Below are 19,479 nucleotides of genomic sequence, written 5' to 3' on the forward strand. Positions count from 1 at the left end.
CCTTCAGTGGTCTGCGCGATGGAGATACCATCGTTGGCGTTACGGGACGCCTGAGTCAGACCTTTGATGTTAGAGGTGAAGCGGTTAGCAATCGCCTGACCAGCAGCATCATCTTTCGCGCTGTTGATACGCAGACCAGAGGACAGACGCTCGATAGCGGAGCTCAGGGAAGACTGAGATTTGTTCAGGTTATTCTGGGTCAACAGCGACAGGCTGTTTGTATTGATGACTTGTGCCATGATCTTTTCCTTATCAATTACAACTTGATGTTATTGGGCTGTTGCCCACGGTTTCTCACCGTAACCCTTGTATCGGCACCTTAATTTCGAACTTTAGAAAATTTTTACTTTCCGTCGTTTTTTTTCTTAGCCGCTGAAATACCCTCTATATGCACCACTATTCCGCGCATTATTTTTGCAAAACTATTATTAAACTTTGCGCGCAGATTGCCGATAAAGCGGTTAACTACTGTTTGCAATCACAAGGAATTAGGCATGCCTTCATTTACATCACTGGGCGTTGGTTCGAACTTACCGCTGGATACATTGCTGACAAACTTAACCACTGCTGAGAAAAAGCGTTTAACGCCGATTACTCAGCAGCAGAGCGCTAACACCTCGCGTCTGACCGCGTATGGCACGCTAAAAAGTGCATTAGAAAAATTTCAGACTGCGAATACCGCACTGAACAATGCCGATCTGTTTAAAAGCACCACTGCTACCAGCAGCACAGAAGATTTAAAAGTCAGCACCACCGCGGGCGCTGCTCCAGGGAAATACACCGTCAACGTCACTCAACTGGCGCAGGCACAGTCATTATCGACTACGGCGAAAATTACCTCGACTAAAGAACAGTTGGGCGATACCAGCGTCGATGAACGTACGATTACGATTTCGCAACCGGGCCGTAAAGAGCCACTGGAAATCAAATTAGGCAAAGGCGAAACCTCACTGGAAGATATTCGCGATGCCATAAATGATGCCGACAGCGGTATTTCCGCAAGTCTGGTGAAGGTTAAAGAAGACGACTACCAGTTGGTGTTAACCGCAGAAAGCGGCACTGAAAGTGAAATGACCATCTCGGTGTCCAACGACGCAAAACTGAGCGATTTACTGTCCTATGACAGCAAAGCCGGCAGCGGGAAAATGAAACAGCTGGTCGGGGCGCAAAATGCGCAATTGACGGTCAACGGCATTGATATTGAACGTCAAAGCAATACCGTAACTGACGCTCCGCAGGGCATCACGCTCGAACTGACCAAAGAAGTAAAAGATGCCTCTATCACGGTAACAAAAAGTGATGAAAAGGCCACAACGGCAATTAAAGCTTGGGTGGAAGCCTATAACTCACTGGTGGATACCTTTGGTACGCTGACGAAATATAAAGAAGTTGAACCGGGTGAAGCGGCCAGTACAGATAACGGTGCGTTACTAGGAGACAGTGTTCTCCGTACCATTCAAAACGGCATTCGTGCGCCATTTGCTAACAGCGGCAGCGAATCCCCGTTTAAAACCATGTCTGAGATTGGTATTACGCAGGATGGCGGCACTGGCAAGTTAAAAATTGATGAAGAAAAACTGGCTAAGGCACTGAAAGATAACACGGCAGCGACCCGTGAACTGTTGGTGGGTGACGGCAAAGAGACCGGTATTACCACTAAGATTGCCACCGAAGTAAAAAGCTATCTGGCCGATGACGGCATTATCGATAATGCGCAAGACAATATTAACGCCAACCTGAAGCTGCTGACTAAACAGTATCTGACTGTCAGCAACAGTATTGATGAAGTCGTTGCTCGTTATAAAGCCCAGTTTACCCAACTGGATTCCATGATGAGTAAGCTGAACAGCACCAGTACCTATCTGGGCCAACAATTTTCAGCGATGAATAATTCCTGATAACACGAGGTAAGCATGTATACCGCGAGCGGTACCAAAGCCTATGCACAGGTCAGCGTGGAAAGCGCCGTAATGAGCGCCAATCCACATCAGCTGATTGAAATGTTGTTTGATGGCGCCAACAGCGCCCTGGTGCGCGCTCGCCTGTTTATGCAGCAAGGTGATATCGTCGCCAAAGGTGAAGCGTTAAGTAAAGCCATCAATATTATTGATAATGGCCTGAAAGCCGGCCTGGACCACGAAAAAGGGGGAGAACTCGCCACCCATCTCTCTTCATTGTATGACTATATGGTTCGCCGCTTACTGCACGCTAATCTGAATAATGATTGTCAAGCCATTGAAGAAGTCGAAGGGTTACTCGGCAACATTGCGGATGCCTGGAAACAGATCTCACCGAACGCGTCGTCCCAGGAGTCTCGTTAATGACCTCAGCCGTGGAGTTTATCAACCGTTGGCAGCGCATCGCGCTACTCAGTCACTCGCTGCTGGAACTGGCGCAGCGTGGTGAATGGGACCTTTTACTGGAACAGGAAGTTACCTATCTGCAAAGTATTGAAGTGGTCATGGAAGAGCAAACTCCACCAGGCATTACGCGAAGTATTCAGGACTTAGTGGCCGGGTACATTAAACAGACGCTGGATAACGAACAACTGCTCAAAACATTGTTGCAGCAGCGCCTGGATGAACTCAGCAATCTCATCGGTCAGTCGACGCGCCAAAAGACGCTGAATAACGCCTATGGTCGTCTTTCCGGCATGCTGTTAGTCCCCGACGCCCCCACTGCCCCACAATAATTTCCCGTCTCGTCTGAATTATCTTCCATACTCCAGAGGTCGGCCAAACGACTTCTGGAGCACGGAAGATGAAAAATCCCACGTTATTGCAGTATTTTCACTGGTATTACCCTGAGGGCGGTCAACTCTGGCCCGAACTTGCCGAACGCGCAGGCGGACTCAATGACATCGGCATCAATATGGTGTGGTTACCTCCCGCCTATAAAGGCGCATCCGGCGGCTACTCCGTTGGCTACGACTCCTACGATCTGTTTGATCTGGGCGAATTCGACCAAAAGGGAACCATCGCCACCAAATACGGCGATAAAAACCAGCTGCTGGCGGCGATAGACGCGCTAAAACACAATGATATTGCCGTACTGCTCGACGTGGTGGTCAACCACAAAATGGGCGCGGATGAGAAAGAGAATATCCGCGTTCAGCGGGTTAACGCCGACGATCGCACGCAAATAGACGATGAGGTAGTCGAATGTGAAGGCTGGACGCGTTACACCTTCCCTGCCCGCGCAGGCCAGTACTCGCAATTCATTTGGGACTTTAAATGTTTCAGCGGCATTGACCATATCGAAAATCCAACCGAAGACGGCATTTTTAAAATCGTTAACGACTACACCGGGGAAGGCTGGAACGATCAGGTTGATGATGAGTTGGGTAATTTTGATTATCTGATGGGAGAGAACATCGATTTCCGTAATCACGCGGTTACCGAGGAGATCAAATACTGGGCTCGCTGGGTGATGGAGCAAACCCAGTGCGACGGTTTTCGCTTAGATGCCGTGAAACATATTCCGGCATGGTTTTATAAAGAGTGGATCGAGCACGTACAGGAAGTCGCTCCCAGGCCGCTGTTTATCGTCGCGGAATACTGGTCCCACGAGGTCGATAAGCTACAAACCTACATTAATCAGGTGGAGGGGAAAACCATGCTGTTCGATGCCCCTTTGCAGATGAAATTCCACGAAGCCTCCCGTCAGGGTCGTGATTACGACATGAGCCAGATTTTCACCGACACGTTAGTGGAGGCCGATCCATTTCATGCCGTAACGCTGGTAGCCAACCACGACACTCAGCCCTTACAGGCGCTCGAAGCCCCTGTCGAGCCGTGGTTTAAGCCGCTGGCCTATGCGTTAATCCTGTTACGAGAAAACGGCGTGCCGTCGGTGTTTTATCCTGACCTCTACGGAGCGCATTACGAAGACACTGGCGGAGATGGCGAAACCTATCCTATCGACATGCCAATCATCGAGCAGCTTGATGAACTGATCCTCGCGCGCCAACGCTTCGCGCACGGGGTACAGACGCTCTTTTTCGATCATCCTAACTGTATCGCTTTTAGCCGCAGCGGAACGGATGAAGATCCCGGCTGTGTGGTGGTCCTGTCTAACGGCGATGATGGCGAAAAGACCATCAATCTCGGCGCGAATTATGGCAATAAAACCTGGCGTGATTATCTGGGAAATCGCGAAGAAAGCGTGGTCACCGATGAAAACGGTGAAGCAACGTTTTTCTGTAACGGCGGTAGCGTCAGCGTGTGGGTAATTGAGGACGTGTTGTAAAACTTAACCCCGGTGGCCGTTGGCTACCGGGGCGTATAACTTATGGCAGTGGCGTGGCCAGCGGCGTTTTCTTTAACGCGTCAGCACATTCCTGCGTCGGGCGGTCGACCCGCTGCAGCGTCATACCGTCATATTCCAGCGTATTGCCTTCCCGCTCAATCTCATACAGCTCGCGTTTCACCGTCACGTTGGTGAGATCGCCTGAAATCATCGTCAGTTTCCCCGGCAGGGCAATGACCCGCTGCCACTGGCGACAATCCAGCGTATCGCCCTCTTTTGTTACCACCAGGCTGGCAATCGCTTCCGGGCTGACCAGGCTGCGTTGCGGACCTTTTGACTGCCAGTATCCTTCCAGACCGGCTGGCGCTGGCGTTTTCACCACGTCGTTATAATTTTCTACTTCGGCGCATCCGGTAAGCGCCAGAAATACACCAACGATTGCTAATTTTTTCATCATTCATCCTGCATGCGAAGAAAATGGGATTGTGGCATTAAAGGCCTGATGCCGCCAGCCTTTCGGCTGCGTTGAGAAAGATTGATCCAGACGGTATTACCTCTTATTACTCATAGTCAAAAATTCTGATCGGTGTAGTATCCACACTTCTTGTTACATACCTTCTGAGTTCAGAGGCAAAACGCATGTCATGGCAACACTTCAAACAGGCCTGGTTAATTAAATTTTGGGCCCCCGCCCCTGCGGTCATCGCAGCGGGTATTCTCTCTACTTATTATTTCGGCATTACGGGAACCTTCTGGGCCGTGACCGGCGAATTCACTCGCTGGGGTGGTCAAATCCTGCAACTTTTTGGCGTGCATGCCGAAGAGTGGGGATACTACAAACTGATCCATCTCGAAGGCTCGCCCCTGACCCGCATTGACGGGATGATGATCCTCGGCATGTTCGGTGGCTGTTTTGCTGCCGCGCTGTGGGCAAACAACGTCAAATTACGCATGCCGCGCAGTCGGGTGCGCATTATGCAGGCGATAGTCGGCGGGATGATCGCCGGTTTCGGTGCCCGACTGGCAATGGGCTGTAACCTGGCCGCATTCTTCACCGGCATTCCGCAGTTCTCGCTACACGCCTGGTTTTTCGCACTGGCAACGGCTATTGGCTCGTGGTTTGGCGCACGCTTTACCCTGCTGCCGATATTCCGTATTCCGGTCAAAATGCAGAAAGTCTCCGCCGCTTCACCGTTGACGCAAAAACCGGACCAGGCCCGTCGCCGTTTTCGCCTCGGCATGCTGGTGTTTATCGCTATGATCGGCTGGGCGCTACTCACCGCAATGGATAAACCCAAGCTCGGTCTGGCTATGCTGTTTGGCGTCGGGTTTGGTCTGCTGATCGAACGGGCGCAGATCTGCTTCACCTCCGCCTTCCGCGACCTGTGGATTTCCGGTCGCACCCATATGGCAAAAGCGATCATCTTCGGGATGGCGGTCAGCGCCATCGGTATCTTTAGCTACGTGCAACTTGGCGTTGAGCCTAAAATCATGTGGGCGGGTCCAAATGCGGTGATCGGCGGCTTGCTTTTCGGCTTCGGTATTGTTTTAGCGGGCGGGTGTGAAACCGGCTGGATGTACCGCGCCGTTGAAGGTCAGGTACATTACTGGTGGGTTGGTCTGGGCAACGTAATTGGCTCGACCATTCTGGCCTACTACTGGGATGATTTTGCTCCCGCGCTTGCCACCAACTGGGACAAAGTGAATCTGCTTAACACCTTCGGCCCGCTCGGTGGTCTGCTGGTGACCTATCTGCTGTTATTTGCCGCGCTGATGCTGATTATCGGCTGGGAAAAACGTTTCTTCCGTCGCGCAGGGCTGACGCCTGCCAAGGAGTCTGTATGAAAAATATCGTGCCTGATTATCGCCTCGATATGGTCGGCGAACCGTGCCCGTACCCGGCTGTAGCCACGCTGGAAGCGATGCCGCAATTGAAGAAAGGTGAAATTCTGGAAGTGGTGAGCGATTGCCCGCAGTCAATCAACAATATTCCACTGGATGCGCGTAATCACGGTTATACGGTGCTGGATATTCAGCAGGATGGCCCAACGATCCGCTATTTGATTCAGAAATAACTCGTTGCCGGATGGCGCTGCGCTTATCCGGCAAACATTCTCTGCACGCAGTCTCTACACCTGCATCGACATCACTTCCTGATACGCCGACACCAGTTTATTACGCACCTGAATACCCATCTGCATCGATACCGACGCTTTTTGCATATCGGTCATCACATCATTCAGCGCAATACCCGGTTCACCGAGGGTAAATTTCTCAGCCTGCACACGGGATGCGGTTTGCACATCGCTGATCCTGTCTAACGCTGCATGCAGTTGACCGGCAAAACTCACGGTCGGTTGTGGCTGCAAATCCTGCATTTTTGCTGACATCGCCGTGGTCTGTAGCTGGCTGATGACCCCTTCAATCCCCTGTATTGCCGACATTCTGATCCCCTGGATGATTTTTTACGTAGTTGAGATTACCAGTTAGTCAATAAGATAAAGGCGTTAAATAACGATAAAAAACCACGGTTTTTAACGCATAGAAAAATTCGAAACCGCAAATAATGAGACCGTCAATTTTTCGAGTTTGCTGACCCGGGAGTGAGTCTTGTTCCACTTTGCAAAAAACGCCGTCCACGATAAGCCACGAGGTGCGAGATGAGTGCGACAGCATCGACTGCAACCCAGCTTAAACCTCTCGAGTGGTTAAACCGCCTGCGCGCGAATCCCAGAATTCCTCTGATTGTGGCGGGAGCCGCTGCCGTCGCTATCATCGTGGCGATGGTCCTGTGGGCCAAAGCGCCTGACTACCGCACGCTGTTCAGCAATCTTTCCGATCAGGATGGTGGCGCGATTGTCACCCAACTGACGCAGATGAACGTTCCCTACCGTTTTACTGAGGGAAGCGGCGCCATTGAAGTTCCTGCCGATAAAGTCCACGAACTGCGCTTACGTCTGGCGCAACAAGGCCTGCCGAAAGGCGGTGCGGTGGGCTTTGAACTGCTGGATCAGGAAAAGTTTGGTATCAGCCAGTTTAGCGAGCAGGTCAACTACCAGCGTGCGCTGGAAGGTGAATTAGCCCGTACCATTGAAACGCTGGGACCGGTAAAACGCGCCCGCGTGCATCTGGCAATGCCGAAACCGTCGCTGTTTGTGCGTGAACAAAAAGCGCCTTCAGCCTCCGTCACCGTCAATCTCGAGCCGGGCCGCGCCCTCGATGAAGGTCAGATCAGTGCAGTCACGCATTTGGTCTCCAGCGCTGTTGCAGGCTTACCTCCGGGCAACGTTACGCTGGTCGACCAGGCGGGTCACCTGTTAACTCAGTCGAACACCAGCAGCCGCGATCTTAACGATGCGCAACTGAAATACGCCAGCGATGTTGAGGGCCGCGTTCAGCGTCGTATCGAATCGATCCTGTCGCCGATTGTCGGCAACGGTAATGTACACGCTCAGGTCACCGCACAGCTGGATTTTGCCAACAAAGAGCAAACCGAAGAGCAGTATCGTCCAAACGGTGATGAGTCCCAGGCCGTGCTGCGTTCACGTCAGTTGAACGTCAGCGAACAGGTTGGTAGCGGAGCGCCAGGCGGCGTCCCGGGCGCATTGTCTAATCAGCCTGCTCCGGCAAATACCGCGCCAATCGCCACCCCACCGGCTAATCAGCAAAACGCGCAAAATACGCAAAACCCGCAAACGGCGAATAACAGCAATAATGCCGGCCCGCGCAGTACGCAGCGCAATGAAACCAGCAACTATGAAGTCGACCGTACCATTCGCCACACCAAAATGAACGTTGGCGATGTACAGCGTCTCTCGGTGGCAGTAGTCGTCAACTATAAAACCTTGCCAGACGGCAAACCGTTGCCGTTAACCGCCGAGCAGATGAAACAGATTGAGGATCTGACCCGCGAAGCGATGGGCTTCTCCGACAAGCGTGGCGATACCCTGAACGTGGTGAACTCTCCCTTCACGGCGACCGACGATTCCATTGGCGAGCTACCGTTCTGGAAACAGCAGTCCTTTATTGATCAGTTAATGTCCGCAGGTCGTTGGTTACTGGTTCTGTTAGTCGCTTGGATCCTGTGGCGAAAAGCTGTTCGCCCGCAGTTGGTTCGTCGCAGCGAAGAAGCAAAAGCCATTCAAGAGAAAACGCGTATCCGTCAGGAAACCGAAGAAGCGGTTGAAGTTCGCCTCAGCAAAGACGAACAAACCCAGCAGCGTCGAACTAATCAGCGTCTGGGTGCAGAAGTCATGAGTCAGCGTATTCGTGAAATGTCAGATAACGATCCGCGCGTCGTGGCGCTGGTCATTCGCCAGTGGATGAGTAACGATCATGAGTAATGCCCTTACCGGTACCGATAAAAGCGTCATCCTGCTGATGACCATTGGCGAAGATCGCGCGGCGGAGGTGTTTAAGCACCTTTCCACGCGCGAAGTTCAGGCGCTCAGTACAGCGATGGCGAACGTACGCCAGATCTCCAACAAACAGTTGACGGAAGTGCTGGCCGAGTTTGAGCAAGAAGCAGAACAGTTTGCCGCACTGAATATCAACGCCAACGAATATCTACGCTCCGTGCTGGTGAAAGCGCTTGGCGAGGAACGTGCCTCCAGCCTGCTGGAAGATATTCTGGAAACCCGCGATACCACCAGCGGCATTGAAACGCTCAACTTTATGGAGCCGCAAAGCGCCGCCGACCTTATCCGCGACGAGCATCCGCAGATTATCGCCACCATTCTGGTGCACCTCAAACGAGGTCAGGCTGCCGATATTCTGGCGCTGTTTGACGAACGTTTACGTCATGACGTCATGCTGCGTATCGCCACATTCGGCGGCGTACAGCCTGCCGCGCTGGCAGAACTGACCGAGGTACTCAACGGTCTGCTCGATGGCCAGAACCTCAAGCGCAGCAAAATGGGCGGCGTGAGAACGGCGGCAGAAATTATCAACCTGATGAAAACCCAGCAGGAAGAAGCCGTTATTACCGCTGTACGCGAATTCGACGGCGAACTGGCACAGAAAATTATCGACGAGATGTTCCTGTTCGAAAACCTGGTGGACGTCGACGATCGCAGCATCCAGCGCCTGCTGCAGGAAGTGGATTCCGAATCGCTGCTGATTGCCCTGAAAGGTGCCGAACAGCCGCTGCGCGAGAAGTTCCTGCGCAACATGTCGCAACGTGCTGCCGATATTCTGCGCGACGACCTCGCCAACCGCGGTCCGGTGCGTTTGTCGCAAGTGGAAAACGAACAGAAGGCCATTCTGCTTATTGTGCGTCGTCTGGCGGAAACCGGCGAGATGGTGATAGGCAGCGGCGAGGATACCTATGTCTAACGAACTGCCATGGAAAGTCTGGACCCCGGACGATCTCGCCCCACCAATGGCGGAGTTCATACTGGCCGACCACAGCGAAACGCCGCTGTCAGAAGAGTCCGACGAGCCGGAACTCTCTGCAGAGCAACAGCTTGAGCAGCAGCTCGCACAGTTGCAAATGCAAGCCCATGAGCAAGGCTATAACGCGGGCCTGGCGGAAGGTCGACAAAAGGGCCACGAACAAGGTTATCAGGAAGGTCTGAGCCAGGGGCTGGAGCAAGGTCAGAGCCAGGCGCGCGCTCAGCATGCGCCGATTCATGCCCGCATGCAGCAGTTGGTGAGCGAATTTCAGAATACGCTGGACGCACTGGACAGCGTTATCGCCTCACGCCTGATGCAAATGGCGCTGGAAGCCGCGCGTCAGGTGATTGGTCAGACGCCAATCGTGGATAACGCGGCGTTGATTAAGCAAATCCAACAGCTGTTGCAGCAGGAGCCGTTGTTTAGCGGTAAACCGCAATTGCGTGTGCATCCGGACGATCTCCAGCGTGTGGAGGAGATGCTCGGTGCGACCCTCAGCCTGCACGGCTGGCGGTTGCGCGGCGATCCGACGCTGCATCACGGCGGTTGTAAAGTCTCAGCCGACGAAGGCGATCTGGATGCCAGCGTCGCTACGCGTTGGCAAGAACTCTGCCGTCTGGCAGCGCCGGGAGTCGTGTAATGACCACTCGCCTGACTCGCTGGCTCAATACACTGGACAACTTCGAAGAGAAAATGTCGCTACTGCCTGCGGTGCGCCGTTACGGTCGACTGACCCGTGCCACCGGGCTGGTGCTGGAGGCCACGGGATTACAGTTGCCGCTAGGCGCCACCTGCGTTATTGAGCGCCAGGACGGCAACGAAACCCAGGAAGTCGAAAGTGAAGTTGTGGGCTTTAACGGTCAGCGTCTGTTTCTGATGCCGCTCGAAGAGGTCGAAGGCGTTTTGCCTGGCGCGCGCGTGTACGCAAAGAACATTGCTGGCGAAGGTCTGCAAAGCGGCAAGCAATTACCGCTTGGCCCTGCACTGCTCGGGCGGGTGCTTGACGGTAGCGGCAAACCGCTCGACGGACTGCCCGCCCCGGATACCACCGAAACCGGGGCGTTGATTACGCCGCCGTTTAACCCGCTCCAACGTACCGCGATTGAACACGTACTGGATACCGGCGTACGTCCCATCAACGCGTTGTTAACCGTTGGTCGCGGCCAGCGTATGGGACTTTTCGCAGGCTCCGGCGTTGGTAAAAGCGTTCTGCTCGGCATGATGGCGCGCTATACCCAGGCCGATGTTATCGTCGTGGGCCTGATTGGCGAACGTGGCCGTGAAGTTAAAGATTTCATTGAAAATATCCTCGGAGCCGACGGTCGCGCACGCTCGGTGGTGATTGCCGCTCCGGCAGATGTCTCGCCGCTATTACGTATGCAAGGCGCGGCCTATGCTACGCGTATTGCTGAAGATTTCCGCGATCGTGGACAGCACGTATTGCTGATTATGGACTCCCTCACCCGCTACGCGATGGCGCAACGTGAGATAGCCCTGGCGATCGGCGAGCCGCCGGCAACCAAAGGTTATCCCCCTTCAGTATTCGCCAAATTACCGGCGCTGGTTGAACGTGCCGGGAACGGTATTCACGGCGGCGGTTCAGTTACCGCGTTTTATACGGTACTGACCGAGGGTGACGACCAGCAGGACCCCATTGCGGATTCCGCGCGCGCGATTCTGGACGGCCACATTGTGCTGTCACGTCATCTGGCTGAGGCGGGTCACTATCCGGCCATCGATATTGAAGCCTCGATCAGCCGCGCTATGACCGCGCTCATTAGTGAACAACACTATGCGCGGGTGCGTAACTTTAAACAGTTGCTATCCAGCTTCCAGCGCAACCGCGATCTGGTTAGCGTGGGGGCGTATGCCAAAGGCAGCGATCCCATGCTGGATAAAGCCATCGCCTTATGGCCGCAACTGGAAGCGTTCTTACAGCAAGGCATCTTTGAACGGGCTGACTGGGAAGATTCTCTGCAAGCTTTAGAACTGATTTTCCCTGGTGTGTGATTAAGCAGGAGAGCATAGGTCATGGCACAACATGGTGCATTAGCAACATTGAAAGACCTGGCTGAAAAAGAGGTAGATGACGCCGCTGTCTTATTGGGAGAGATGCGTCGTGGCTGTCAGCAGGCGGAAGAGCAGTTGAAGATGCTGATCGATTATCAGCATGAGTATCGCAACAATCTTAACACTGACATGGGTCAGGGTATTACCAGCAATCGCTGGATCAATTACCAGCAATTTATTCAGACGCTGGAAAAAGCCATTGAGCAACATCGCCAACAGCTCAATCAATGGACGCAGAAAGTGGACCAGGCTTTGAACAGTTGGCGTGATAAAAAACAACGTTTACAGGCATGGCAGACTCTGCAGGACAGACAAACCTCGGCGGCATTGCTGGCTGAAAACCGCCTGGATCAGAAAAAGATGGATGAATTTGCTCAGCGCGCAGCTATGAGGAAACCCGAATGATTACTTTACCCCAACTGATTACCACCGACACCGACGTAGCCGCAGGTCTTCAGTCTGGCAAAGCGGTAGATTCAGCCGAGGATTTTTTAGCGCTGCTGGCTGGCGCATTAGGTGCGGGCGACGCGCAGGGTAAAGACGCCCCGCTGTCGCTTGCCGACTTACAGGCGGCCGGTAGCAAACTGCAAAAAGGGTTGCTGCAAAAAAATGGCGATCCAACCCCGTCGCTCAAGTTATCCGAGCTGCTGGCGCAAAAAGAGATGCAAACCGATGCGTCTCTTGCCGACATGACAGACGCTCAGCAACTGTTGTCAGCCCTCACGCCCTCCTTGAAAGCTAATGCCCTGACAACACTGGGCAAAGTCGCTCAGCAGGATGAAAAAACCACCACGCTCAGCGATGACGATCTCGCCAGCCTGAGCGCGTTGTTCGCCATGCTGCCAGGACAACCACTGGCTACGCCTGCCATCGACAGCGCGCCAGTCCCAGTTGATGCCGCACTTTCGGCGTTGTCACGCGGCACGGTACACGGCGCTATCGCCGATAACGCGGGCGAATTGCTGCCCGGTGATGCCAAAAAAGGCAAAGCGGATATTGCCAATCCTGGCAGCAGCCTGGATCAGACAAACAATCCGACGCTAACCCCGTTGACGGCAGCAGCGACGACCAGAGCGGAAATTGACAGTTCCCCTTCGCCAACCAGCGTTGGCGTGACGGCGGCGCCGTTAAGTAGCCCGCAACCCCATGCTCAGCCGTTACCGACCGCCGCCCCCGTACTCAGCGCCCCATTGGGTAGCCACGAATGGCAGCAATCTCTGAGCCAGCACGTCACGCTGTTTACGCGTCAGGGTCAGCAAAGCGCAGAACTGCGCCTGCATCCACAGGATCTCGGCCAGGTGCATATTTCCCTCAAGCTGGATGACAACCTCGCGCAGCTGCAAATGGTATCGCCACACAGTCACGTACGTGCTGCGCTGGAAGCCGCGTTACCGATGCTGCGTACGCAGTTGGCTGAAAGCGGGATCCAGCTTGGGCAAAGCAGTATCAGTAGTGAAAGCTTTGCCGGCAATCAGCAGTCTTCCGGGCAGCAACAGCAGACGGGTCGCGCTCAGGGACAAGACATTTTTGCCGCTGAAGATGACGCCGTACTGGCTACGCCAGCCTCACTGCAAGCCGCAGCACGCGGTGATGGAGCAGTAGACATCTTCGCCTAACGCCAGAGGTAGCATGATTATCCGCGTCTTTTCCACGCTTTGTCGTGGACAGGACACGGGATAATCAGCCCATAAGCTGTACCGAAACAGGAAGCCCGTATCTGATGACTGACTCCGCGATTAACAAAAAAAGTAAACGCGCTATTTGGATCCCTCTGCTGGTATTAATTACCCTCGCCGCCTGCGCAACTGCGGGTTATAGCTACTGGCGCATGCAGCAGCAGCCGTCCGCCAGCGTCAAAGCGGAACCGGCTCCACCGCCAGCCCCGGTATTCTTCGCGCTGGATACCTTTACCGTCAATCTGGGTGATGCGGACCGTGTACTGTATATCGGTATCACACTGCGTATGAAAGACGAGGCGACGCGTTCACGTCTTAACGAATATCTGCCGGAAGTACGCAGCCGTTTGCTGCTGCTGTTTTCCCGCCAGAACGCGGCTACGCTCGCCACCGAAGAAGGTAAGCAACAGTTGATTACCGCCATCAAAGAGACGCTCGCGACTCCGCTCGTTGTTGGTCAACCCAAACAGGTTGTCACCGACGTTCTTTATACAGCTTTTATTCTGCGGTAAAGACATGGGCGACAGTATTCTTTCTCAGGCTGAAATCGACGCATTGCTTAACGGCGATAGCGAAACTAAAGACGAACCCATTTCCGGTATCGCAAAAGAAAGCGATATTCGTCCTTACGATCCCAACACCCAGCGCCGCGTAGTACGTGAGCGTTTACAGGCGCTGGAGATTATTAACGAACGCTTCGCGCGCCAGTTCCGTATGGGATTATTTAACCTGTTGCGCCGTAGCCCGGATATTACCGTGGGTGCGATCCGTATCCAGCCATACCACGAGTTTGCGCGTAACTTACCGGTTCCGACCAACCTGAACTTAATCCACCTGAAGCCGCTGCGCGGTACGGGTCTGGTGGTGTTCTCACCGAGTCTGGTATTTATCGCCGTTGATAACCTGTTCGGCGGTGATGGACGCTTCCCGACGAAAGTTGAAGGTCGGGAATTTACCCATACCGAACAGCGCGTTATCAACCGCATGCTGAAGCTGGCGCTGGAAAGCTACAGCGACGCGTGGAAGGCCATCAATCCGCTGGAAGTGGAATACGTTCGTTCCGAGATGCAGGTGAAATTTACCAATATCACCACCTCTCCTAACGACATCGTGGTGAATACTCCGTTCCACGTTGAAATTGGCAACCTGACCGGTGAATTTAACATCTGTCTGCCATTCAGCATGATTGAACCGTTGCGTGAGCTGCTGGTGAACCCGCCGCTGGAAAACTCGCGTAATGAAGATCAGAACTGGCGCAATAATCTGGTGCGTCAGGTTCAGCATTCTGAACTGGAGCTGGTGGCAAACTTTGCCGACATTCCGCTGCGGCTATCCCAGATTTTAAAACTGAAACCCGGCGATGTACTGCCGATTGAAAAACCCGACCGCATTATTGCTCATGTGGACGGCGTGCCTGTACTGACCAGCCAGTATGGCACCGTAAACGGTCAGTATGCGTTACGCGTAGAACATCTGATAAACCCGATTTTGAATTCGCTGAATGAGGAACAGCCCAAATGAGTGATATGAATAATCCGTCCGATGAGAACACTGGCGCATTGGACGATCTGTGGGCTGACGCGTTAAACGAGCAAAAAACCACGCCCACCAAAAGTGCGGCCGATGCGGTATTCCAGCAGTTAGGTGGCGGCGACGTCAGCGGTGCTTTGCAGGACATCGATCTGATCATGGACATTCCGGTCAAACTGACCGTCGAATTGGGCCGTACCCGCATGACCATCAAAGAACTGCTGCGTCTGACGCAGGGTTCGGTCGTCGCATTGGATGGTCTGGCTGGCGAGCCGCTGGATATCCTGATCAACGGTTACCTGATTGCCCAGGGTGAAGTGGTGGTGGTCGCAGATAAATACGGCGTTCGTATCACCGACATTATTACCCCATCAGAACGCATGCGCCGTCTGAGCCGTTAAGCATGAATACCCAGGCGACAGTTTCTCAGCCAGCCGCCGTACCCGGCTCACCGCTGGTACAGGTAAGCGGCGCGCTGTTTGGGATCATCGTATTGATCCTGGCTGCGGCCTGGGTCATTAAGCGTCTGGGGTTTGCCCCCAAAAGCGCTGGTACGCGCGGACTGAAAGTTACTGCGAGCACCTCACTGGGTCCACGTGAGCGCGTGGTGATTGTTGAGGTTGAAGATGCGCGCCTGGTGCTGGGCGTCACGGCCTCGCAAATTAACGTATTGCACACCCTGCCCGCGGCGCCTGCCGAGGCAGAAGAAAAACCGGCCTCCCCCGCGGATTTCCAGGCCATGATGAAGAGTTTGCTCAAGCGTCCTGGGAGATCCTGATGCGCCGTTTGTTATCCATCACGCTGGCAGGCTTATGGCTTTTCAGCCCTGTTGCCCTCGCTCAGCTTCCGGGACTGGTAAGCCAGCCGTTGCCAGGCGGCGGACAAAGCTGGTCTTTGCCAGTGCAAACGCTGGTGTTTATCACCTCGCTGACATTCCTGCCCGCCATTTTATTGATGATGACCAGCTTCACCCGCATCATCATCGTTTTCGGCCTGTTACGAAATGCGCTGGGAACACCTTCTGCACCGCCGAACCAGGTGCTACTGGGGCTGGCGCTATTTTTGACCTTTTTCATCATGTCGCCAGTAATCGACAAAATTTACGTCGACGCGTATCAACCGTTCAGTGAAGAGAAGATCTCCATGCAGGAAGCCATGGAGAAAGGCGCACAGCCGCTGCGTGAGTTTATGCTACGCCAAACCCGTGAAGCGGATCTGGCGCTGTTCGCTCGTCTGGCAAACAGCGGCCCTCTGCAAGGACCAGAAGCCGTACCGATGCGAATTTTGCTTCCGGCCTATGTCACCAGCGAGCTGAAAACGGCATTCCAGATAGGTTTTACTATTTTTATTCCGTTTTTGATTATCGACCTGGTCATCGCCAGCGTGCTGATGGCGCTCGGGATGATGATGGTCCCCCCGGCCACGATCGCGCTGCCGTTCAAGCTGATGCTGTTTGTGTTGGTAGATGGTTGGCAGCTGCTTGTCGGCTCGCTGGCACAAAGCTTTTACAGTTAGAGGCGCGAAATGACTCCTGAATCGGTCATGATGATGGGCACAGAGGCGATGAAGGTCGCCCTGGCCCTTGCCGCGCCGTTGCTGTTGGTCGCCCTCGTCACAGGTCTTATCATCAGTATTTTGCAGGCGGCGACCCAGATTAATGAAATGACGCTGTCCTTCATTCCCAAAATTGTCGCGGTGTTTATTGCCATCATTGTTGCCGGACCGTGGATGCTTAACCTGCTGCTCGACTACGTACGTACGCTGTTCAGCAATATCCCCTATATCATCGGGTAGATGACATTATGCTGCAGGTGACCAGCGTTGAATGGCTCCACTGGCTAAACCTTTACTTCTGGCCTTTGCTGCGCATACTGGCGCTCATCTCAACGGCCCCTATTCTCAGCGAGCGCGCCATCCCCAAACGGGTAAAACTGGGGCTTGGATTAATGATAACCGTCGTTATCGCCCCATCGATTCCCCCCGTAGACGTCCCTATCTTTTCTGTTGGCGCGCTATGGCAGGCAATGCAACAAATCCTGATCGGCATCGCCATAGGCTTCACCATGCAGTTTGCATTTGCGGCAGTACGAACCGCCGGGGAATTGATCGGCCTCCAAATGGGTCTCTCCTTCGCAACCTTCTTCGACCCCGGCAGCCGTCTGAACATGCCGGTGCTGGCACGCCTGATCGACATGCTCGCCATGCTGTTGTTCCTGACGTTTAACGGTCATTTATGGCTTATTTCACTGCTGGTGGATACCTTTCATACCTTGCCAATCGGCGGCAATCCGGTGAACAGCAATGCGTTTCTCGCGCTGGCGCGGGCGGGTAGCCTGATTTTCCTCAACGGTCTAATGCTGGCCCTGCCGATAATGACGCTGCTACTCACACTGAACCTCGCACTCGGTTTGTTAAATCGTATGGCCCCCCAGTTGTCGATTTTCGTCATCGGCTTTCCACTCACCCTCACCGTGGGTATTTCATTAATGGCGGCGCTGATGCCATTAATTGCGCCATTCTGCGAACGATTATTCAGCGAAATTTTTAATTTATTGGCTGATATTGTCAGCGAAATGCCCGGAAAATAATAACCCTTATTTTTTATCCTGTTTTACTAAGGATTGTCCTAAATTTAAAAAGTGACAACATCCACCAGGATATCTCTGTCGCGGTTTATTTGTTTTTGCCTCACTCACATAACGCAACATTTACTTTACTTTAAGATGTTTCCTGGCAAATTATACGCAACTTTACGGGATAGTAATTTCGCCTGAAAAACAGCGAAAGCGTCATCTTGGGTCGTTATTATTCCGTTTAGTTGTGATGAAATAATCAGGTAAGGGGAATTATCGTTACGCATTGAGTGAGGGTATGCCATGTCAACGATTATTATGGATTTATGCAGTTACACCCGGCTAGGGTTGACCGGATATCTGGTAAGTCGGGGGGTGAAAAAAAGGGAAATCAACAACATTTCCAACGTTGATGAACTCAGTCTCGCCTGTGTCTCTCAACAGCCCGCTGTGGTGTTTATTAATGAGGACTGCTTTATCCACGATCCTGCTAATAGCCAGCAAATAAAGCAAATCATTAATCAACATCCCGGTACATTATTTATTGTGTTTATGGCAATTGCCAACGTACATTTTGATGAATATCTATTAGTAAGAAAAAATTTATTGATTAGTTCTAAGTCGATTAAACCAGATTCATTGGATACACTTCTTGGCGATATTCTGAAAAAGGAAGTGGATATTGTCATTGATGTTAATCTGCCGACACTGTCATTAAGCCGTACCGAGTCCAGCATGCTGCGCATGTGGATGGAGGGTCAGGGAACAATACAGATATCCGACCAAATGAATATCAAGGCCAAGACCGTGTCATCCCATAAGGGGAATATAAAACGAAAGATAAAGACGCATAATAAGCAAGTTATCTATCACGTTGTTCGACTCACGGATAATGTCACCAATGGTATCTTTGTGAATATGCGCTAAGACGTTCTGACTGGTGGCGGATCCACCAGTCAGAATCACTGCAGAACGGGTTTACTCCACTTTTTCCACAAAGATACCATCCTGATGACCTGACTCATTAAAGAACCAGATACCGAGCGGGTAGTCTTCCAGCGAAACCAGGTACATAGTGCCTTCACTAAACTCTTCAATAGCCAGTACCACGCCCGGTCGACGAGGACCGCCGTCCGTTTTGACTGTGACCCGATCATTCACCTTCATAGTTTTCCTCCTGTGGCTTTGTGCCAGTGTAGAACAATTTCCTTTTTCTGGCAGCGCCTGGCTCGTGCGATTGCGGGTTTTATCGACGGTCTATACTTAAGTTGTGCGTATCTGATGTCCGGATACGCTCCCCCGGTATCCTTAACGGTTGAGAGGTATGAGGATGAAAACCGCGAAAGAGTACAGCGATACGGCCAAGCGTGAAGTCAGCGTCGATGTGGACGCGCTGCTGAAGGCAATCAACGAAATCTGCGAGAGTGAAATTCATCGCAGCCAGGATGACCCGGAACGCGTCAGCGTCGACGGGCGTGATTACCATACATGGCATGAACTGGCCGACGCATTCGAGCTTGATATCCATGATTTTAGCGTGTCGGAAATCAATCGCTGACTGAGGGCGAAAAAAATCCCGGCCCTTATCGGGTCGGGATTAAACTTGCTTATGCAAGAAGCACTTGAAAATTCGTTACACCAGGAAATCTGATGTGAAACAAACCTTATCTGCAATTTTTTTGCCTGACAAGTAAATAATTCTCACTAAAATGATAAATATAACTAATGGTTGAGAGATCGCCCGGTTACGCGCAAGCCAGATGTTCAGGGATCCTGGCACAGCGATCTGCGCTCGCCCGGCACCAGTTCATCTTCACGGAATGCTTCCCGTTTGACGCCAAAGCCGTCGTACCAGCGACACTCCACCATTCCGCTGGCATATCCGGTAACGATCATGCGTGGGCCACCCTCTTTTGAGGTGACTTCCTCACTGACAGAAAAGACCATACCTGCCTCCTGTATCAAGAGAAACCTTTACACCTTAGACG

General features: G+C 52.8%; 26 protein-coding genes. 21 read left to right on the forward strand and 5 right to left on the reverse strand.

The annotated features are described in order from the left end of the window. Positions 1–239 (reverse strand): flagellin N-terminal helical domain-containing protein (locus OGV77_RS19645; protein ID WP_441294267.1); only part of this gene is annotated, 239 nt, incomplete at its 3' end. 255 nt (positions 240–494) lie between these two features. On the opposite strand from OGV77_RS19645, the gene fliD reads away from it, so the two are divergent. From fliD to amyA, 4 genes are all read left to right on the forward strand, one after another. Then, positions 495–1,898: a flagellar filament capping protein FliD gene (fliD, locus tag OGV77_RS19650; protein WP_087051388.1), complete on the forward strand. Its 1,404-nt coding sequence runs from the start codon at positions 495–497 to the stop codon at positions 1,896–1,898. Positions 1,899–1,913: 15 nt separating this feature from the next. Continuing rightward, complete coding sequence (gene fliS / locus OGV77_RS19655; RefSeq protein WP_043016778.1) at positions 1,914–2,321, forward strand: flagellar export chaperone FliS; 408 nt, start codon at positions 1,914–1,916, stop codon at positions 2,319–2,321. After that, positions 2,321–2,692, forward strand: a complete 372-nt coding sequence (gene fliT / locus OGV77_RS19660; RefSeq protein ID WP_003030458.1) for a flagella biosynthesis regulatory protein FliT — start codon at positions 2,321–2,323, stop codon at positions 2,690–2,692. Before fliS ends, fliT begins: the two co-directional genes overlap by 1 nt. 68 nt (positions 2,693–2,760) lie before the next feature. Continuing rightward, positions 2,761–4,248, forward strand: a complete 1,488-nt coding sequence (gene amyA, locus OGV77_RS19665) for an alpha-amylase (RefSeq protein ID WP_080624996.1) — start codon at positions 2,761–2,763, stop codon at positions 4,246–4,248. A gap of 40 nt (positions 4,249–4,288) precedes the next feature. Here amyA and yedD read toward each other — a convergent pair whose 3' ends face one another. Continuing rightward, on the reverse strand, positions 4,289–4,702 hold the full coding sequence (yedD, locus tag OGV77_RS19670) for a lipoprotein YedD (protein WP_043016780.1): 414 nt from the start codon (positions 4,700–4,702) through the stop codon (positions 4,289–4,291). 164 nt (positions 4,703–4,866) lie between these two features. On the opposite strand from yedD, the gene yedE reads away from it, so the two are divergent. Both yedE and yedF read left to right on the forward strand, forming a co-directional pair. Then, on the forward strand, positions 4,867–6,093 hold the full coding sequence (yedE, locus tag OGV77_RS19675; RefSeq protein WP_407183029.1) for a selenium metabolism membrane protein YedE/FdhT: 1,227 nt from the start codon (positions 4,867–4,869) through the stop codon (positions 6,091–6,093). Continuing rightward, a complete protein-coding gene (gene yedF, locus OGV77_RS19680) occupies positions 6,090–6,323 on the forward strand; it encodes a sulfurtransferase-like selenium metabolism protein YedF (RefSeq protein WP_000790504.1) in 234 nt (77 codons plus the stop codon). Before yedE ends, yedF begins: the two co-directional genes overlap by 4 nt. 54 nt (positions 6,324–6,377) lie before the next feature. On the opposite strand, the gene fliE is transcribed toward yedF, so the two are convergent. Beyond that, the gene (fliE, locus tag OGV77_RS19685; RefSeq protein ID WP_043016782.1) at positions 6,378–6,692 is read right to left on the reverse strand and encodes a flagellar hook-basal body complex protein FliE; all 315 of its coding nucleotides are present in this window, start codon (positions 6,690–6,692) and stop codon (positions 6,378–6,380) included. 216 nt (positions 6,693–6,908) lie between these two features. Here fliE and fliF point away from each other — a divergent pair, with 216 nt between their 5' ends. The 14 genes from fliF to rcsA all read left to right on the forward strand — a co-directional run bounded on the left by fliF (position 6,909) and on the right by rcsA (position 18,418). After that, the gene (fliF, locus tag OGV77_RS19690) at positions 6,909–8,591 is read left to right on the forward strand and encodes a flagellar basal-body MS-ring/collar protein FliF (protein ID WP_286502965.1); all 1,683 of its coding nucleotides are present in this window, start codon (positions 6,909–6,911) and stop codon (positions 8,589–8,591) included. Beyond that, a complete protein-coding gene (gene fliG / locus OGV77_RS19695) occupies positions 8,584–9,582 on the forward strand; it encodes a flagellar motor switch protein FliG (protein ID WP_003030443.1) in 999 nt (332 codons plus the stop codon). Before fliF ends, fliG begins: the two co-directional genes overlap by 8 nt. Further along, entirely contained in the window at positions 9,575–10,282 is a 708-nt protein-coding gene (gene fliH / locus OGV77_RS19700; RefSeq protein WP_047410434.1) for a flagellar assembly protein FliH, read from the forward strand. The genes fliG and fliH overlap by 8 nt, the downstream gene beginning before the upstream one ends. Then, positions 10,282–11,652, forward strand: a complete 1,371-nt coding sequence (fliI, locus tag OGV77_RS19705) for a flagellar protein export ATPase FliI (RefSeq protein ID WP_047410431.1) — start codon at positions 10,282–10,284, stop codon at positions 11,650–11,652. The genes fliH and fliI overlap by 1 nt, the downstream gene beginning before the upstream one ends. A gap of 21 nt (positions 11,653–11,673) precedes the next feature. After that, on the forward strand, positions 11,674–12,117 hold the full coding sequence (fliJ, locus tag OGV77_RS19710) for a flagellar export protein FliJ (protein ID WP_003839084.1): 444 nt from the start codon (positions 11,674–11,676) through the stop codon (positions 12,115–12,117). After that, entirely contained in the window at positions 12,114–13,328 is a 1,215-nt protein-coding gene (fliK, locus tag OGV77_RS19715) for a flagellar hook length control protein FliK (protein WP_087051385.1), read from the forward strand. Before fliJ ends, fliK begins: the two co-directional genes overlap by 4 nt. A 104-nt stretch (positions 13,329–13,432) precedes the next feature. Continuing rightward, complete coding sequence (gene fliL / locus OGV77_RS19720; RefSeq protein WP_003030435.1) at positions 13,433–13,900, forward strand: flagellar basal body-associated protein FliL; 468 nt, start codon at positions 13,433–13,435, stop codon at positions 13,898–13,900. 4 nt (positions 13,901–13,904) lie between these two features. Then, positions 13,905–14,909: a flagellar motor switch protein FliM gene (fliM, locus tag OGV77_RS19725; RefSeq protein ID WP_003030434.1), complete on the forward strand. Its 1,005-nt coding sequence runs from the start codon at positions 13,905–13,907 to the stop codon at positions 14,907–14,909. Next, positions 14,906–15,319 (forward strand): flagellar motor switch protein FliN, encoded by a 414-nt coding sequence (gene fliN, locus OGV77_RS19730; RefSeq protein ID WP_003030433.1) that lies wholly within the window; start codon positions 14,906–14,908, stop codon positions 15,317–15,319. Before fliM ends, fliN begins: the two co-directional genes overlap by 4 nt. 2 nt (positions 15,320–15,321) lie before the next feature. Next, on the forward strand, positions 15,322–15,696 hold the full coding sequence (fliO, locus tag OGV77_RS19735) for a flagellar biosynthetic protein FliO (RefSeq protein ID WP_080624994.1): 375 nt from the start codon (positions 15,322–15,324) through the stop codon (positions 15,694–15,696). Then, positions 15,696–16,433 carry a flagellar type III secretion system pore protein FliP gene (fliP, locus tag OGV77_RS19740; RefSeq protein ID WP_006684053.1) on the forward strand — a complete coding sequence of 246 codons (738 nt, stop codon included), beginning with the start codon at positions 15,696–15,698 and terminating at the stop codon, positions 16,431–16,433. The genes fliO and fliP overlap by 1 nt, the downstream gene beginning before the upstream one ends. A 9-nt stretch (positions 16,434–16,442) precedes the next feature. Beyond that, entirely contained in the window at positions 16,443–16,712 is a 270-nt protein-coding gene (gene fliQ / locus OGV77_RS19745; protein WP_003030425.1) for a flagellar biosynthesis protein FliQ, read from the forward strand. A gap of 8 nt (positions 16,713–16,720) precedes the next feature. After that, entirely contained in the window at positions 16,721–17,506 is a 786-nt protein-coding gene (gene fliR, locus OGV77_RS19750) for a flagellar biosynthetic protein FliR (protein ID WP_047410421.1), read from the forward strand. A gap of 288 nt (positions 17,507–17,794) precedes the next feature. Further along, complete coding sequence (gene rcsA / locus OGV77_RS19755) at positions 17,795–18,418, forward strand: transcriptional regulator RcsA (protein ID WP_043016789.1); 624 nt, start codon at positions 17,795–17,797, stop codon at positions 18,416–18,418. 51 nt (positions 18,419–18,469) lie between these two features. Here rcsA and dsrB read toward each other — a convergent pair whose 3' ends face one another. Next, positions 18,470–18,658 carry a protein DsrB gene (dsrB, locus tag OGV77_RS19760; protein WP_003030419.1) on the reverse strand — a complete coding sequence of 63 codons (189 nt, stop codon included), beginning with the start codon at positions 18,656–18,658 and terminating at the stop codon, positions 18,470–18,472. A gap of 163 nt (positions 18,659–18,821) precedes the next feature. Between dsrB and yodD the strand changes: the two genes are divergently transcribed. Then, entirely contained in the window at positions 18,822–19,049 is a 228-nt protein-coding gene (yodD, locus tag OGV77_RS19765) for a YodD family peroxide/acid resistance protein (RefSeq protein WP_003030417.1), read from the forward strand. Between the two features lie 206 nt (positions 19,050–19,255). Here yodD and OGV77_RS19770 read toward each other — a convergent pair whose 3' ends face one another. Continuing rightward, a complete protein-coding gene (locus OGV77_RS19770; protein ID WP_087051384.1) occupies positions 19,256–19,438 on the reverse strand; it encodes a YodC family protein in 183 nt (60 codons plus the stop codon). Positions 19,439–19,479 lie beyond the last annotated feature (41 nt).

This window comes from Citrobacter sp. Ce129, from assembly GCF_030334545.1.
GTDB lineage: Bacteria > Pseudomonadota > Gammaproteobacteria > Enterobacterales > Enterobacteriaceae > Citrobacter > Citrobacter europaeus.